The sequence below is a fragment of the Salinicola socius genome (assembly GCF_001937195.1).
In the GTDB taxonomy this organism is placed as follows: domain Bacteria; phylum Pseudomonadota; class Gammaproteobacteria; order Pseudomonadales; family Halomonadaceae; genus Salinicola; species Salinicola socius.
This window is the reverse complement of sequence record NZ_MSDO01000024.1, coordinates 44,502-61,794: the sequence shown is the minus strand read 5'-3', so window position 1 is coordinate 61,794 and position 17,293 is coordinate 44,502. Positions and strand designations below refer to the sequence as shown.

Genomic DNA, 17,293 nt, shown 5'->3' with positions numbered 1-17,293 from the left:
GTCAACGTGGCGCTCTAACCAACTGAGCTACGGTCCTACAATCCATCGCCTTGACGAGCTCGCCGTGACAACGGATGCGAATTTTACCCGGGCAGACGCGGAATGCAACCCTCAATCCGTAAAAAAATCGACGCCAACTCCCTGTCATGCCGGGACAATTCTTTCACCGACGACGGCCGGCACGCTCTGGAATGCAAAACCATGCCAAGCCGCCCGGTTTCCGCGCATCGCGGAAGCCATCATCTTGAACTGGTACACGGGGGCTTCAAACCGGCAAATCACGCCTTCAAACCGATAAATCGGGCATCTCGGCGAGCAGCAAGGGAAAGCCGGTCTGGCCGGTGAATGTGATTTTCCGGCGCTACCCATACCATGGTCGAATGCATAATCTCCGTTGCAGCCCCAACCAGAGCAACGGCAGGTCGTTCGGTTTTGGTAAACTGTTCCCATCAGCAAGAAGACAAGTCATCGGTCCGCGCCAGGGAATTTACATGACACAGCAGGAACGTCACGAAGCTATCGTCGAGCTGGTCAAGCGCCAGGGTTATGCATCGATCGAACAGCTTGCCAAGGACTTCGACGTCACGCCCCAGACCGTACGCCGGGACCTCAACCAGTTGGCGGAGGAAGGGATCGTCAAGCGCGTCCACGGCGGCGCCGGGCTCGAGTCGAGTACCGTCAATACCGCCTATCACACGCGCAAGACCCTAAATCTCGACGCCAAGCGCCGCATCGCCGAGATGCTGGCCAGTCACATTCCCGACTCTTCGTCGCTGTTCATCAACATCGGTACCAGCAATGAATTCATTGCCGAAGCGCTGTGCCAGCATAGCGGGCTGGAGGTCATCACCAACAATCTCAACGTGGCCGCCATCCTTCAGCACAAGACCGACTTCAACGTCATCGTCGCCGGCGGCCAGGTTCGCTCGCGGGACGGCGGCATCATCGGCGAAGCCACCATCGATTTCATCAACCAGTTCAAGGTGGACTACGGCATCATCGGCATCAGCGGTATCGACGGTGACGGCTCGCTACTGGAGTTCGACTATCAAGAAGTCCGCGTGGCCCAGGCCATCCTGCGCAACTCCCGGCAAGTATTTCTGGCGGCCGACCATTCGAAATTCCATCGCAACGCCGTGGTACGTCAGGGCAATCTCAGTCAGATCAACGCCTTCTTCACCGACCGTCAGCCTCCTGAAGCCCTACGCCGGCTGATGCGGGAGCACGACGTCGCGCTCCATGTCGCGGACCCTTCGCTACCCGCAGAGATGGAACCCCTCGCTTCCCAGGCAGGCTGACGCTGCGCGCGAGCAGACCGAAACCGCCACTCTCCTGTTCAAGCCGGTCTGCACCGGCTTTTTATCGCTCCTGTTATCGGTGCTTCATACCGTGCCGTTCCCGATTTTCTCCTCAATGGGTCGACTTCGACACGATGGTGCTATTGATGTTCGGAAGTGATTAATCTATTTTCGTTTCCGAACATATCCAATTTCACTCACCGGAGGACGGTATGGCTTCAGCGACAGAGAACCCCATCCACGACCTCATCGTCGTCGGTGGCGGTATCAACGGCACCGGTATTGCCAATGACGCCGCCGGCCGAGGCCTTTCGGTGCTCCTGTGTGAGCAGGCCGATCTCGCCAGTGCGACCTCCTCCGCAAGCAGCAAGCTGATCCATGGCGGCCTTCGCTATCTCGAGCATCGGGAATTCCGCCTCGTTCGGGAAGCGTTGAGAGAACGCGAGATCATGCTGCGCAAGGCGCCACATATCGTGTGGCCGCTGCGCTTCATTCTCCCGCACCAGCCCCACCTGCGACCTGGCTGGATGATCCGTACCGGACTGTTTCTCTACGACCACCTGAGTCATCGAGACAGCCTGCCCAATGCCAGGAGTCTTCGCTTCGGCACCGAGAGTCCGCTGGTGCCGACGATCAAGCGCGGCTTCGAATATTCCGACTGCTGGGTCGACGATGCCCGGCTGGTGGTTTTGAATGCGCTGCAGGCGCAGGAAAAGGGGGCGGATATTCGGGTGCGCACCCGCTGCATCGAAGCGCGGGAAGAAGCAGGAACATGGATAGTCAGCCTGGAAGATCGCGACACTGGCGAACGCGAAGAGCACCGGGCCAAGGTACTGGTCAATGCCGCCGGCCCCTGGGTGGAATCTTTCGTCAAGGGTAACGCCAAGCGTAATTCGCGCTACGGCATACGCATGATCCAGGGCAGCCACCTGGTCGTGTCGCGCCTCAACGACGACGAGCGCGCCTATATCCTGCAGAACCAGGATGGCCGTATCGTCTTCGTACTGCCCTACCAGCAGCGTTATAGCCTGATCGGCACCACCGATCGGCGCTATCAGGGCGATCCTTCCCAGGTCAGCATCAACGACGAGGAGATCGATTATCTGCTGGATGTGCTCAACTCCCACTTCGTCAAGCAGCTGAGTCGAGAAGACGTCATCTCGAGCTATGCAGGGGTCCGTCCGCTGTGCGATGACGAGTCGGAGAACCCGTCGGCCATGACTCGCGATTACACGCTCGACCTCGATAGGCGCGGCGCACCGATACTGTCCATCTTCGGCGGCAAGATCACTACCTACCGCAAGCTTGCCGAAGCCGCCATGCACAAGCTCGAACCCCTGCTGCCGCACATGGGAAGCGCCTGGACGGCTGAAGCCAGGCTGCCGGGAGGGGATATCGCGTCGCGCGAGGCGTTCGTGGCAGGGCTGTTACGTGATTATCCGTTCCTGGGGCGGGAACGCGCCGAGCGCTACGGCTCCAGCTACGGCACGCTGTGCCTGGGTTTTCTGAAGGGCAAGCAGAGTCAGGAAGATCTTGGCCAGCATTTCGGTGGCGGCCTGACGCAGGCAGAGGTCGACTATCTGATCGAGCACGAATGGGCACACAGCAGCGACGATATTCTATGGCGGCGCAGCAAGCTAGGCCTGCGTTTGACGAACGACGAACAACAGGCTCTGATGGGCTACCTGAGCCAGCATCCCGCCATCGCCACAGCGGAATCTCCATCTCGGGTTTCATGAGCTGCTAGCCGGCGCGTGGTCGGCCAAACCTCGAGCTGACGTGGGTGTTTGGCGTTTCTGCTACCCTTGCCGGGCATGGCGCTCTATCCCGACATAAGGAATGATCAGTTGCTGCAACTTTTGTTGACCTGTCTCGGTGTCCTCGTTTTGTTGATCACCCTGGTGCCCTACACGAGAATCCGCCACTGGAGTGTTCGCAGTTTCGACTTTCCACTGCTTCAGATTGCCATCGTCGCTACCGTATGGGCGCTTGCCCAGCTGGCTCTCCATCCCGATAGCGGGTGGCAGTGGGCTGGCGTTACCACCAGCGTCATCGCAGCTGCGATCCAGTGGATGCGAATCTACCCGTGGACGCCTCTGGCCAGATGCACTGTCGTCAAATCCCGATCATACGCGCCGGACCAGGAGCTCAAGCTGCTCGTCTCCAACGTGCTGACACCCAACCGGCAAGCGTCGAAGCTGATCGATCTTGTCAAAAAGCATGAGCCCGACATTCTGCTGACGCTGGAGTCCGATCAGTGGTGGGGAGATCAGTTGGATGCCGCTGTCGCCGAAACGATGCCGGAAGCGATACGCATTCCTCTGGACAACCTCTACGGCATGCATCTTTACTCGCGCCTGCCGTTGGAAAACGTCGAAATCAAATGGTTGATTCAGGACGATATTCCTTCGATTCATGCCTGGGTGAAGCTGAAGAGCGGGGATCGTATTCGCTTTCATGCGCTGCACCCGCGGCCGCCCGCGCCGTCCGAAAGCGATGAGTCGCTGTGGCGCGATGCAGAGCTGATGCTGGTCGGGCAGGCGATCGCCAAATGCAGTGAACCGACCGTGGTTGCCGGGGATCTCAACGACGTCGCCTGGTCGCCAACGACCAAGCTGTTCTGCAAGATCAGCGGCATGCTCGATCTCCGCCGTGGCCGCGGCCAGTACAGCACCTTCCATGCGAAATATCCGATGTTGCGCTGGCCGCTGGATCACGTCTTCGTGACCGAGCATTTCACGCTCGTACACATGGAGCGACTGTCTGAGGTCGGGTCCGATCATTTCCCGATCCTCGTCACGCTCCGCCACAACCCTTCTCGCGCGGCAGAGAACGAGCCCGAAAAAGCCGATCGCGAGGAGCGTGAGGATGCAGAAGAGACGATAGAGGAGGCGCAGGAGCGCCACGGCGAGGCGCCGGTCTGAGCAAGACGCCTGTCCTGACGAAGCACCTGTCGACGGCTGCTGCAGCCGATTGAACGCCACGCCGCGCCTTTCGACACTCTCGCGTATTCGTCAACGCCACCCGAAACGGGTGGCGTCTTTGTGTCGGTGTTACCGAACGGACATCACTCCGGGATGCCGCCCTCGGTGAGCTTGGCGGGATCGAGCAGCCGTTCCAGCTCCTCTCGGGAAAGATCGGTCTCCTCCTCGGCAACGTCGATGATCGGCCGGCCGGCCTGATAGGCCTTCTTCGCTACGGCCGCCGCCGCGTTGTAACCGATCACCGAGTTGAGCGCGGTCACCAGAATCGGGTTCCTGGAGAGCGGGCCTTCGATATTGTCGCGCCGCACGTTGAACGTGGCGATGGCACTGTCTGCCAGCAAGCGGCTGACGCTGGTCAGCAGCTGGATCGAGCCCAGCAGATTATGCGCGATCAGCGGCAACATGACATTGAGCTGGAAATTGCCACTCTGTCCGCCAATGGTGATGGCGGTGTCGTTGCCGATCACCTGCGCCGCCACCTGAGCGGCGGACTCCGGGATCACCGGATTGACCTTGCCTGGCATGATCGAACTGCCGGGCTGCAAAGCCTCCAGCTCAATTTCTCCCAGCCCCCCCAGCGGACCGGAGTTCATCCAGCGCAGATCGTTGGCGATCTTCATCACCGCCACCGCATAGGTCTTGAGATGACCCGACAGCTCCACCGCGGCATCCTGCGATGCCAGACTGGCAAAGAAACTGTCGTTGGGACGAAATTCGAGATGCGTATCGCTGGCCAGACGCTGAGCCACCTTCCCGGCAAATTCCGGATGTGCGTTGACACCCGTCCCTACCGCCGTGCCGCCCAGGGCCAACCGAGTGATACGTTTCAAGCCATCGTTCAGACGCTCGATCGACTGGCCGACCTGGCTGGACCATCCCCCCAGTTCCTGGCTCAGCCGCACCGGCATCGCGTCCATGAGATGCGTACGTCCGGTCTTGACCACATCGTCGACCGAGGCTGCCTTGTCATCGATGCAGGCGCGCAGGTAGGTCATCGCAGGCACCAGGCGCTCACGAACCTGAATCGCCGCCGCCAGATGGATGGCCGTGGGGATCACGTCGTTGCTCGACTGCCCCATGTTGACGTGATCATTGGGGCCGACCTCGAGTCCGTCTCGGCTCGCGAGATGCGAAATGACCTCGTTGACGTTCATGTTGGTCGAGGTGCCCGACCCCGTCTGAAACACATCGATCGGAAACTGGCCGGCGTGCTTGCCTTCGATGATCTCGTCGGCCGCCGCCACGATGGCCCGGGCTCTGGCATCGTCCAGCAACCCCAGCTCCAGATTGACCTGTGCCGCGGCACGCTTGATGTGAGCCACGGCGGCGATGAACGCCGGCGGCAGCGGCTGGCCGCTGACCGGGAAATTGTTCACGGCGCGCTGCGTCTGAGCGCCATAGAGCGCACGTTCGGGGACTTCCAGTTCGCCCATGCTATCGCGCTCGACTCGTGTCTGGGCCATGACCTTCTCCTAACAGTGACGGATGAAATGCGAAAGAGGTAGCCATCACGCTGGCTACCCCTTCGGGACTCCTTCAAGACTAGCAGTCGGTCCGCAACCTGCCCTACTCGAGACTCAGTCGAAATCGATGATCTGACGAATCGCCTCCCCATTGGCCAGGCGGTCGAAGCCGAGATTGATCTCGTCCAGTTTCAGCCGGTGAGTGAGCAAGCGATCCACCGGCAGGCGGCCGGATTGATAGAGCGCAATGTATTCGGGCACATCCAGCGACGGCACGTGACCGCCCAGGTAGGAGCCCTTGAGCGTGCGCTCCTCGGCGACCATGCGCGTCGGGCTGATGGCGAATCGCACGTCAGGATGCGGCAGGCCGGATGTCACGGTCGTGCCGCCACGGGCGGTCGATTCGTAGGCAAACTCCAGCGCCCTGGCCACACCTGCGAATTCGGCGGCGATATCCACCCCACCGCCACTGATCTCGCGTACCTGCTCCACCGCATCCGCGTCGCCGCTGTTGACGATATGGGTGGCCCCCATCGCCCTGGCCGTTTCCAGTTTGTCCTGCGCGATGTCCGCCGCGATCACCTGCCGCGCGCCGCCACCGACAGCACCCATGACCGCTGCCAGCCCGACCCCGCCAAGACCGACGACGAGTACCGACTGACCCAATCTCAGCCCAGCGGTGTGTACCAGCGCCCCGACACCCGTCAACACGGCGCAGCCGAACAGCGCCGCGATATGGAACGGAAGTTCGGGGTCGATCCTGGTCAGGGAGCGTCGAGAAGCCACCGTGTACTCGGCAAAGCCGGAGACGCCAATGTGGTGATAGATCTTCTTCCCGCCCTTGTGCAGGCGCATTCCGCCGCCCAGCAGATGTCCGGCAGTGTTGGCCGCCGCACCGGGCTTGCAGAGCGCCGCGCGTCCGGACAGACACGACGAACAGGCGCCACAACTGGGCGCAAACGAGAACACCACATGATCGCCCGGAGAAAGATCGGTCACGCCCTCGCCGACTTCGGCCACTTCGCCGGCAGCCTCGTGGCCCAGCACCATGGGCAACGGGCGCGGTCGATCTCCATTGATCGTGGACAGATCCGAATGGCAAAGCCCCGCGGCGCGCATCTTGACCAGCACCTCACCCGGGCCAGGCCCGTCCAGCTCGACCTCCTCGATCGACATCGGCCGCGATTCCCGATACGGACGCGGTTTCTTCATTTCATGAATCACGGCGGCATGGATTTTCATATCAGCATCCCATTTCACGGATCGCCCTGGCTCGCTTGAACGAGCCGGGTGTGGTTTACGTTCGTCTGCCTGGCGGCATGACCAGAGAGGAGTCGTGATGAAGAGCCATGATCACGAGTAGTATTCGGGCGCATGACGGAATGTCGGCCATGCCACCGGGTCATGCCCGGTCACCACGAGTGCGCCGGTCTTCTCCACCAGGGCATGCAATTTGCGCACGGATCGTACCGTGTCCACGGTCGAGGCTAGAAAGCCCGGCAAGGCCTTCTCCTCCCAGTGATCGGTGGTGTATGCCGCGTCCACGGCCAACAGCACCGGCCCGGTCTCGGGCAAGCGAAGCAGGAAACTGGCATGCCCGGGTGCATGGCCGGGCGTGAAGATGAAACGAACGGTGCCGTCGCCGAAGACGTCGTAGCCGTCGTCGCCATCCTCGAGCAGATGCCACTTCAATCCGGGGCGGTCGAAGTCCGCGCGAATATAGCCACCGGCGGAGAACCAGTCCGGGGCCATGGCATACTCGTATTCGCGACGTCTGACGATATGAGTGGCATTCGGGAATCGGCCCGTGGCACCGGTATGGTCCAGGTGCAGATGACTGTGCAGGACATAGCGGATGTCCTCGGGTTCGAGGCCGAAATTCTTCAGCGCCTGGACGCAACCTTCCTCCTCACGCATCACGGGCCAGTAGACCGCGGTGATATCGCCCCAGTGCTTCTCGGGATCGCTGGCGCACTCGACGGCACAGCCACCATCGATGACGACATTTCCCTCCGGGTGCGTGATGAGATACCAGGGCACGGGGATCTCGTACTCATCCAGCCCCGCATTCATCTTGATATTGCACACCCGGCACTTGAGCGTGCCGGTCTGGAACATGTAAAGACGAGGGGTAGTCATGACGCACTCCTGGTTTGTGCCACATGAAGACGACATTGACGCCGACTGCGGTGCGAGTACGGCGAGAGATGCAACATCCGCCAGCGGCCCCGACACTCGCAGCCGGGGGATCGGACATGTCAGAGTAGGACACCGCCAAACGGCGTGACCAGCGGACTTTGGTCCCAGACAGCCCCCGCGGCGTGTCGGCACCTCACCCAGTCCCGACCGGTCATGCCCACTTTCAGAAAACCGATCGAGGAGTCTCGGCCATGTGGCATCGTCAACCCTTCACGCTCACCGCGCGCCCGCGCGGCTTTCATCTGGTCACCGACGAGGTCCTGGCGGCCCTGCCGCGGCTGGCCGAGATCCGTATCGGCCTGCTCCATCTGCAGTTGATGCATACCTCGGCATCGCTGACGCTCAACGAGAACGCAGACCCGGACGTTCGGCACGACATGGCGCTGTTCGCCGGCCAACTGGCACCCGAAAACCTCTCCGGCATGAAACACACCTTCGAGGGTCCGGACGACATGCCCGCTCACGTGTTGGCCAGCCTGTTCGGGACCGAGCTGACCGTGGCGGTCGAGGACGGCAGGTTGCTCACCGGTACCTGGCAAGGCATCTGGCTGGGCGAACATCGCCAACATGGCGGTGCCCGAAGGATCACCGCCACATTGATGGGAGAGTAACGAAAGATTCTGCCAGCTCAATGCGAGTGCCGCGGCACCTCGGCGCCGCGGCAGCCGCGCAGGAAGTCGAAATCACAGCCCTCGTCGGCCTGCAGCACGCGTTCGATATAGAGCTGGCGATAGCCACCGGTACTGGCAATCTGGTTCGACGCCGCCATCGGATCGGCCGTGGCCAGGCGGCGTGCAATCTCGGCGTCGTCGACTTCCAGCTCGAGCTTGCCGCTGTCGCAGTCCAGGCTGATCCAGTCGCCGTTGTGGACGGCCGCCAGCGGTCCGCCGGCCGCGGCTTCGGGCGCCACGTGCAACACCACCGTGCCGTAGGCCGTGCCACTCATGCGGGCATCCGAGATCCGTACCATATCGGTGATGCCCTGCTCGAGAATCTTGGGCGGCAACCCCATGTTTCCGACCTCGGCCATGCCGTGATACCCCCGCGGTCCACAGTGCTTCAGGACCAGGATATCGTTGGCTTCGACCTCGAGTTCGGGGTCGTTGATCCGCGCCTTGTAGTCGTCGAAATTCTCGAACACGACCGCGCGACCGCGATGTTTCATCAGCTCGGGGCTGGCTGCAGAGGGTTTGAGTACCGCCCCGTTGGGCGCCAGATTGCCGCGCAAGATGCAGATCCCGCCGTCCTTGCGCAGCGGATTGTCCAGGGGACGAATCACCTCGTCGTTGTAGTGCGGCGCATCCTGCACGTTTTCCCAGAGCGTCTTGCCGTTGACGGTCAACGCGTCCTTGTGGGGCAGGCGATCCGCCTCGCCCAGCCGACGCAGCACGGCCGGCAAGCCTCCGGCGTAGTAGAACTCTTCCATCAGGAAGCGCCCGGAGGGCTGGAGATCGACGATGGTCGGCGTGCCGCGACCGATACGGGTCCAGTCGTCCAGCGGCAGATCGACACCGATGCGCCCGGCGATCGCCTTGAGGTGGATGACCGCGTTGGTCGAACCGCCGATCGCCGCATTGGTGCGAATCGCGTTCTCGAACGCCTCTCGGGTCAGGATCTTCGAGAGCTTGAGGTCTTCATCGACCATTTCGACGATGCGATTGCCGGAGAGGTGCGCGAGAACGTAACGGCGGGAATCGACAGCCGGAATCGCCGCATTGTGGGGCAGGGAGACGCCCAGCGACTCCGCCATGCAGGCCATGGTGGATGCCGTACCCATGGTGTTGCAGGTGCCGGCGGAGCGAGACATTCCGGCTTCGGCGGCCATGAAGTCATGGATCGAGATCTTGCCGGCCTTGACCTCTTCCGACAATTTCCACACCACCGTACCCGAACCGATATCCTTGCCTTCGTGCTTGCCGTTGAGCATTGGCCCGCCGGTCACCACCAGCGTCGGGATATCACAGCTAGCCGCTCCCATCAGCAGCGCCGGCGTGGTCTTGTCGCAACCGACCAGCAGCACCACGGCATCCATGGGGTTGCCACGGATCGCCTCCTCGACATCCATGCTGGCGAGATTGCGGGTGAACATCGCCGTCGGCCGCAGATTGGATTCTCCGTTGGAGAACACCGGGAATTCGACCGGATAGCCGCCCGCCTCGAGCACCCCCTTCTTGACATGTTCGGCGAGCTTGCGGAAGTGCGCGTTGCAAGGCGTCAACTCCGACCAGGTATTGCAGATACCGATGATCGGCTTGCCCTGGAATTCGTGATCCGGAATGCCCTGATTCTTCATCCAGCTGCGGTACATGAAGCCATTCTTGTCGGCGGTACCGAACCACTGGGCCGAGCGAAGCTGGGGTTTCTTCTGGGACTCTGGTTTTTGGGAAGGTTTCTGGGACTTGTCCGATGAATCGCTCATCTGTTTTTCTCCTCAAGCCACCGTCAGTACGGTGGCGGTCACGGCAGTCATCAAACGTCGTTGTCACTGGCGCTATCAACACGCGCCATAGATGCGGCTATCCGTACTTGCTACCAGTACTTGCTCTCCGTACCTACAACAGGGAAAACACCAACCAGGCCAGGCCAAAGGCCATCAAGGAGATGCCGGTGGAGATCACCGTCCACGTCTTGAGCATGGTCTTGGTATCGACACCGAGGAACCGCCCGACCAGCCAGAAACCGGAATCGTTGACGTGGGAGTAACCGATGGCTCCAGCCACGATGGCCACGGTGATACAGGCCGCGGGCAGCCCCGCCAGTGTCGGATCGCCCAGCACCACTGGCGCCATGATGCCCGCCGCCGTGGTTCCGGCCACCGTGGCCGAGCCCTGGGCTATCCGGATCACCGACGCGATCACGTAGCCGGCAAGGATCACCGGCAGCCCGAATGCTTGCAGGCTATCCGCCAGTGCGTCGCCGATACCGCTGGCAGTCAGCACGCCACCGAACATGCCACCGGCACCGGTGATCAGAATGATGCTGCAGACCGGAGACAGCGCCTGTTCGACGATCTCGTTGATGGAGTCCATCGCCCCGCGTTCACTGGCGCGGATGACCAGCAGCCACATGGCGATACAGGTGCTGATCAGCAGCGCGATCGGCGTCTCGCCGATCACCATCAACGCCGCTACCAGCGGATTGTCGCCATCGATCACGCCGCTCTGCCCCAGCGTCGACAGCCCGGTGTTGAGAAAGATCAACACCAGCGGCAGCAGTAGCACCAGCAGCACCGTACCGAAGGCCGGGCGCTTCTCGGGAGGAATCTCCTCGCTTTCCGCCCCCATGAAGTTCGGTACCGGTTGAAACGGCGAGCGCTTGGCCAGCATCAACGAGAGCCGATAGCCCATGGCGTACCAGGTCGGAAGGCCGACCAGCAGCGCGATGAACAGGACCTGACCGATGTCGGCGTGCAGAAAGACAGCGGCAGCGACCGGGCCCGGATGCGGAGGCATCAGCGCGTGCATGACCAGAAAGGCGCCCGCCGCCGGAAGGCCGTAGAGCAACAGGGACGCTTTCAGCTCGCGGGCGACCGAGTAGATCACCGGCAGCATCACCACGAAGGCCGCATCCAGAAAAATCGGAAAGCCGAACAGCAAGCAGGCAATCGACAGGCCGAGCGGCGCCCGTTTGCTGCCGAAAAAGTGAATCAACGTGTCGGCCAGCACTCTTGCGCCACCGGAAACGGCCACCAGCCGACCGAGTACCGCGCCGAAACCGATCAGCAGCGCGACGTTGCCCAGTGTCTTGCCAAAGCCCCCCAGCAGCGTCGGAAGCAGGTCGGCGACCGAAATCCCGGTCGCCAAGGCCGTTCCGATACTGACGATGACCAGCGCGAAGAAAGGATGCAGACGCACCCGAATGATCAAAACCAGCAGAATGGCGATGGCCGCAACGGCGATTCCCATCAGCCCTAGCGTAGACAGGCCGGCTGCCGCTTGTGTCGTGTCTTGCATGGCGTTCTCCTGACGGCTGCCACGGCTTGAGCGTGGCAAGCTCGCCGTGGAATGCGGCCACCTTAGCGACTTCGACCAATAACCATGAAATGCCAATAACCGACATTAACGATACCCAACTGGTTATCACGACAGTCACACCAGGCGAGAAGTCACTCGTTCGTCATACCTGTCGTTTTGCCAGACCCGACCAAAGTTGCAGGTTTTGCCCAGCGGTCCTGTCAGCCACCGGCCCGACGGGTCTGTTTCCAGCGATCGAACATGACGGCGAGCAGCAGGATCGCCCCACGCACCAGGTATTGATAGAACGTGGGAACGTTCAAGAGCCCCATGGCGTTCTGCACGCAACCCATGATCAGGACGCCGACCAGCACGCCGGTGATCGATGCGACCCCCCCGGACAGTGAAACCCCGCCCAGTACGCAGGCCGAGATGACCGCGAGCTCCAGCCCCTGAGAGGTATTGGGATCCCCGAGCCCCATGCGCGAGGTCAGCAGTACGCCCGCGATACCCGCGACCAGGCCCTGGAGCGCGAATACCATGATCTTCAGACGCCGTACATTGACCCCGGCCAGACTGGCCGCTTCGGCATTGCCTCCCGTCGCCAGCGTGTTACGGCCGAAGGCGGTCATGTTGAGCACGACACCAAACACCAGAAAACAGACGATCATCGTCCAGACCGGCAGCGTCAGTCCGAGAAACGCGGCGCTGCCGAGATCGAAGAAACCCGGCACGGTGATCATGACCGCATCACCGCCGGAGGTGATATAGGCCAGCCCCCGCACGAATTCCATCGCGGCCAGTGTCGCGATCAGCGAATTGATGCCGAAACGGGCAACCACGAATCCATTGAAGGCGCCCACCACGGCGCCGGCCAGAACGCCGACCAGCACACCGATCACCACGCTGCCGCTGGTGGAGGTCACCATCGCCGCGACCACCCCGGAGAAAGCGACGATCGACGCTACCGACAAGTCCACTTCCCCCAGTGCCAGTACCATCATCATGGTGGTGGCGATCGTGCCGATCAGTGTTACCGACAGCAGCAGACCGACGATGTTGCGACCGGTCAGGAAGTCTGGCACCAGCACTGAAAGCCCGATGAACAGCAGGATGAAAACCGCAATCAGACCGGAGGTATCAAGCAGCGTCCTCAGCGGTTTGGGGAGTCCGCGACGGGTCTCGCGTGGCATTGCCTCGGATGTGGCAACTTTGTCATTCATGGTCCTGAACCCTCTTGAGCTTCACTGCGTCTGGAAAACGATCCACTTCTGCGGGATATCGCCCCTGTCGGATGACACCAAGCATCGATTTCAGGCCGGCAACGCCAGCCCCAGCAATCGCTCGGGCGTCGCCTCGTCTCGTTCCACGATGTCGATCAACTCGCCGTCTCGCATCACGCCGATGCGATCGCAGATAGAACTGACTTCCGCCAGGTCGCTCGAGATGACCAGAATTCCCTTGCCCTGGTCGGCGAGGTCATACAGCAGCGAATAGATATCCCGCCGCGCGCCGACGTCGATGCCTCGGGTCGGTTCGTCCATCACGAACAGATCGATCTCCTCGGCCAGCCAGCGTGCCACGATCACCTTCTGCTGATTCCCCCCCGACAGATTGGCGATCGGCGTTTTCGGGCCCGGCGTTCGGATCCGTAACTGACGGATATAGTCCTGGGTATTGCGGGTTTCACGCTGCGGGTTGCGAAAACCGCCCCAGCGCTTGAAGAAGCGGCGGCAGCTGATATTGAGATTGTCCGAGACGCTGGCGACGGGAAAGATGCCCTGGGACTTGCGATCCTCCGGACACATCGCGATGCCAGCGCGGATGGCTGCCTGAGGCGAGCCGAACCGTTGTGGCGTACCGTCGAAAGAGACCCGGCCCGCAGTGGCACGCTCCACGCCACAGACCAGACGCATCAATTCGCTGCGCCCCGCGCCCACCAGGCCGAACAGTCCGAACACCTCGCCACGTCGCATCTCGAAACTGACCGGGGCCTTGACGCCTTTCCCTTCGATCCCTTCGAGCCGCATCAGCACCTCGCCCTGTTGGCGTGGACGGTAGCCGTAGACATCCTCGATCTCCCGCCCGACCATCTCGCTGACCAGGATGTCGTGATCGAGCCCTTCCAGCGTGTCGTGGGTGCGGATGTGGCGGCCATCGCGAAACACGGTCACCGCATCGCACATCTCGAACACTTCCTCCATGCGATGGGTGACGTAAAGCACTACCCGGCCCTCGTCGCGGAGCCGCGAGACGATCCGTTTGAGATGACGGATCTCCTGTACCGACAGCGAGCTGGTCGGCTCGTCGAAGGCGATGATACGGGCGTCACGCAGCAGCGCACGCCCGATTTCGATCATCTGCTGCTGACCGATAGAGAGCTCTCGAACCTTTGTCGATGGATGGATATCCCCTTCGCCCAGCTCTTCCAGGATCGTCATCGCCCTTTCGCGCAGTCGCCGCCGGTCGAGGAACCCATGTCTTACCGGTAGCTGACCCAGCAGCAGGTTCTCGGCCACCGAAAGATTGGGTGACAGCGTGAGCTCCTGGTAGATGATCGAAACGCCGTGCCGCAGCGCCTCGCGCGCGTTGGCAAAGACGATGGGCTCGTCGCCGATCCACAGCTGTCCACTGGAGACTCGGTTGACGCCGCTCAGTACCTTGAGCAGCGTCGACTTGCCCGCGCCGTTTTCACCCATCAGGGCATGGACCTCCCCTCCGCGAGCGGAAAAACTGACCCCGTCCAGCGCGCGAACCCCGGGGAACTCGACGGTAATGCCGTCGATGCGAAGGTGAGCTTGCGCCATGCCAATCTCCTCAACGGTATGTCGGTCGGCGGTTTCCCGAGCCGACATCAAAGGCCCAGGTCTTCTCGAACCTGCTCCCAGTTATCCCGCGTCATCAATGTACCGGTGGTTTCGGTATTCGCCGGCGGCTGCTTGTCCTCGGTGATCCAGGTATAGAGGTTGTCGGCGCTCTGGCGGCCGTGCATGGTCGAACTCACCGCAATCGTGCCGTAGAAACCGGTCGGTTTTTCTCGCGAGAACTCGGCAAACGCCGCGCCGGAACCGTTGATGCCGACACCGATCACCTGATCCGGCGAGAGACCATACTGCTCGCTGGCGCGGACACCGCCCAGAACGCTCTCTTCGTTGAGCGCGTAGATCACCCAGTGCTCGAAATTGCCGTTCTTCGACAGTACCGGAGAGGCGGCAGCGAAGGCGCTGCTGGTATCGGTATTCTGCTGCGGTGCATCGAAGATGTTGTCCTTGACGAAGCCGGCATCCACCAGCGCGTCGGTCGCACCATCGGTGCGCGCCTTGGCAGTCGGCAGCTCATTGTTGCTGATACGCAGTGCCGCCACGCTCTTCGGATCCCAGCCGCGCGCCTTCATCTCCTTGGCGATCGTCTCGCCCACCTGTTGGCCGATCTTGTAGCCCGACATACCCAGATGCGGCACGGACTCCATCGGCTTGCCGTCAGCGCCGAGGAACTGATCATCGACGGTCACGACCTTCATGCCGTACTGTTTGGCACGGTTGGCGATGGCCGGTCCCAGGCGAACGTCCGGCGGACAGATCACGAACCCTTGGGCCCCTTGCGAATTGAGATTGTCGATGGCGCTGAGCACCTGCTGACCATCTTCACCCGACAGCCGGACCACCTCGAACCCCTTCTGCTCGCCCAGTTTGCTGGCGGCATCCTGTTCATTGATGAACCACGCCTGTTCCGGCTTCTTGACGATAAAACCGATCTTGACGTCATCCTGGGCGTAAAGCGGTGAAGCCCCGATGCCCAGGGTGGAGACACCGAGTACCAGTAGGGACGATTTCACGAAGCGAATCATTGACCACCTCCAGCCCTCGAGGGCTATGGGTTTGTTGTTGGTAGCGCATGCACATCACGGCTGAAACGACAGTAAACAGTCGTCCGATAACCGGGTAATAACGACAGTTGGGAAAAGCGATACCAGATTTGCTATCAGCAAACAGAGAAGGCAAACGGGAGGCGGGACACAACCCATCGGGACGATTTTTCATCCCGACTAAAGTCGCTTTACGACTTTGGTTAAAACAGGCGTTTTATCCCGATGCCACAAGCCGCCACGAGGGCGGCCTGGATCTTTCAGGGTCGGTTTACGGCGTTCGATGACTCAATACGAAGCAGCTTCGGGCGTCTGCGTCGTCGAGAAGCGATAGACGGTCCGGGAGTGATACGTTTCATCCGGCTTCAGGATCGTCGAGGGAAAGTTGGGCTGGTTGGGCGAGTCGGGGAAATGCTGCGTCTCCAGCGCCAGACCGGAGCGATGCGTATAGGGACGACCGCTTTGACCGACGAGGCTACCATCGAGAAAATTGCCGGAATAGAACTGCAGGCCCGGCTCGGTGGTGGCAACCTCCAGCACCCTGCCGCTCTGCGGCTCGACGACCTTCGCCGCCAGTGTCGGACGATCGGCTTGACCGGGATTCTTGCTCAGCACGAAGTTATGATCGTAGCCCTTGGCGTAGGCGAACTGGGTGTTCTTCTGCCCCATCCGCGCACCGATGGCAGTTGGCTGGCGAAAATCGAACGGCGTACCGCTGACATCCGCGATCTCGCCGGTCGGAATCAACGTTTCGTCGATCGGCGTGTAGGCACTCGCATTGATCATCAGTCGATGGTTGAGGATGGTGCCGCTGCCCTCGCCCTGCAGATTGAAATAACTGTGCTGGGTCAGGTTGACCGGTGTCGCGCGGGTCGTCCTCGCGCGATAGTCGATCGCCAGTTCATTGTCGTTGGTCAACGTATAGCTGACTCGCGTCGAGAGCCGGCCGGGGAAACCCTGTTCGCCATCCGGGCTGGTGTAGGTCAGTACCAGCCCCCGCCCCTCGGCCGACGAGAAGGGTTGCGCGTGCCACAGCCGTTGATTGAACCCCGTGTCACCGCCGTGCAGGGTGTTGGGACCATCGTTGGTCGGCAGCTGGTGGGTCTCCCCGTCGAGAGTGAAGCGGCCATGGGCAATGCGATTGCCGTAGCGTCCAATCAAGGCACCAAAGTAGGGGTTGGCCTGCCGGTAGGTGTCGGAGAGATAATCATCGAGCGAATCGAACCCCAGCACGATGTCATCCATTCGGCCCGCTATGTCAGGCGTCTTCAGCGACACGATGATGCCGCCGTAGTTGATGACCCGCATCTCGATCCCGTTGTCGTTGGTGATACGGTAGCAGTCGACTTCGCGGCCGTCGGGCAGCTGACCGAAGGCCGACCGCTCGATGCCGGGAGGCAAGGCACTGGAGGGTGGCGAATCCATCGACGTCGTCTGCGCCTGAGCGTGTAGAAAGACCTGGCCGATCATCAGTCCAAATAGACCGACGCCCAGGCACCGAGGGAGAGAAAGGATATGGCGTGTCATCGCA

The 17,293-nt window shown here is 61.4% G+C and carries 14 protein-coding genes; 5 read left to right on the top strand and 9 right to left on the bottom strand.

Annotated features, from left to right (window positions below):
• The 4 genes from BTW07_RS20055 to BTW07_RS15880 form a co-directional block, all read left to right on the top strand.
• Positions 1–298, top strand: a 298-nt coding sequence (locus BTW07_RS20055; RefSeq protein WP_208605422.1) for a hypothetical protein, incomplete at its 5' end; no start/stop codon positions are given.
• A gap of 193 nt (positions 299–491) precedes the next feature.
• On the top strand, positions 492–1,298 hold the full coding sequence (locus tag BTW07_RS15890; RefSeq protein ID WP_075571157.1) for a DeoR/GlpR family transcriptional regulator: 807 nt from the start codon (positions 492–494) through the stop codon (positions 1,296–1,298).
• Positions 1,299–1,510: 212 nt separating this feature from the next.
• Positions 1,511–3,037 (top strand): glycerol-3-phosphate dehydrogenase, encoded by a 1,527-nt coding sequence (gene glpD, locus BTW07_RS15885; RefSeq protein WP_075571156.1) that lies wholly within the window; start codon positions 1,511–1,513, stop codon positions 3,035–3,037.
• Between the two features lie 108 nt (positions 3,038–3,145).
• Complete coding sequence (locus BTW07_RS15880) at positions 3,146–4,222, top strand: endonuclease/exonuclease/phosphatase family protein (protein ID WP_075571155.1); 1,077 nt, start codon at positions 3,146–3,148, stop codon at positions 4,220–4,222.
• A 143-nt stretch (positions 4,223–4,365) separates the two neighbouring features.
• Here the strand turns inward: BTW07_RS15880 and BTW07_RS15875 are convergent, their stop codons facing one another.
• From BTW07_RS15875 to attM, 3 genes are all read right to left on the bottom strand, one after another.
• Complete coding sequence (locus BTW07_RS15875) at positions 4,366–5,745, bottom strand: class II fumarate hydratase (protein WP_075571154.1); 1,380 nt, start codon at positions 5,743–5,745, stop codon at positions 4,366–4,368.
• Positions 5,746–5,859: 114 nt separating this feature from the next.
• Positions 5,860–6,987 carry a zinc-dependent alcohol dehydrogenase family protein gene (locus BTW07_RS15870; RefSeq protein WP_075571153.1) on the bottom strand — a complete coding sequence of 376 codons (1,128 nt, stop codon included), beginning with the start codon at positions 6,985–6,987 and terminating at the stop codon, positions 5,860–5,862.
• A 111-nt stretch (positions 6,988–7,098) separates the two neighbouring features.
• Entirely contained in the window at positions 7,099–7,884 is a 786-nt protein-coding gene (gene attM, locus BTW07_RS15865) for an AttM family quorum-quenching N-acyl homoserine lactonase (protein ID WP_075571152.1), read from the bottom strand.
• A 251-nt stretch (positions 7,885–8,135) separates the two neighbouring features.
• Between attM and BTW07_RS15860 the strand changes: the two genes are divergently transcribed.
• The gene (locus BTW07_RS15860) at positions 8,136–8,555 is read left to right on the top strand and encodes a secondary thiamine-phosphate synthase enzyme YjbQ (RefSeq protein ID WP_075571151.1); all 420 of its coding nucleotides are present in this window, start codon (positions 8,136–8,138) and stop codon (positions 8,553–8,555) included.
• Between the two features lie 17 nt (positions 8,556–8,572).
• Here the strand turns inward: BTW07_RS15860 and BTW07_RS15855 are convergent, their stop codons facing one another.
• The 6 genes from BTW07_RS15855 to BTW07_RS15830 form a co-directional block, all read right to left on the bottom strand.
• Positions 8,573–10,363 carry an IlvD/Edd family dehydratase gene (locus tag BTW07_RS15855; protein WP_075571150.1) on the bottom strand — a complete coding sequence of 597 codons (1,791 nt, stop codon included), beginning with the start codon at positions 10,361–10,363 and terminating at the stop codon, positions 8,573–8,575.
• Between the two features lie 133 nt (positions 10,364–10,496).
• A complete protein-coding gene (locus BTW07_RS15850; RefSeq protein WP_075571149.1) occupies positions 10,497–11,897 on the bottom strand; it encodes a GntP family permease in 1,401 nt (466 codons plus the stop codon).
• A 221-nt stretch (positions 11,898–12,118) separates the two neighbouring features.
• Positions 12,119–13,120, bottom strand: coding sequence for an L-arabinose ABC transporter permease AraH (araH, locus tag BTW07_RS15845; RefSeq protein ID WP_075571148.1), 1,002 nt, complete (start codon positions 13,118–13,120; stop codon positions 12,119–12,121).
• A 90-nt stretch (positions 13,121–13,210) separates the two neighbouring features.
• Entirely contained in the window at positions 13,211–14,704 is a 1,494-nt protein-coding gene (gene araG, locus BTW07_RS15840) for an L-arabinose ABC transporter ATP-binding protein AraG (RefSeq protein WP_075571147.1), read from the bottom strand.
• A 47-nt stretch (positions 14,705–14,751) separates the two neighbouring features.
• The gene (locus BTW07_RS15835; RefSeq protein ID WP_083941948.1) at positions 14,752–15,744 is read right to left on the bottom strand and encodes an arabinose ABC transporter substrate-binding protein; all 993 of its coding nucleotides are present in this window, start codon (positions 15,742–15,744) and stop codon (positions 14,752–14,754) included.
• Between the two features lie 306 nt (positions 15,745–16,050).
• A complete protein-coding gene (locus BTW07_RS15830; protein WP_083941946.1) occupies positions 16,051–17,289 on the bottom strand; it encodes a galactose-1-epimerase in 1,239 nt (412 codons plus the stop codon).
• Positions 17,290–17,293: the final 4 nt, after the last annotated feature.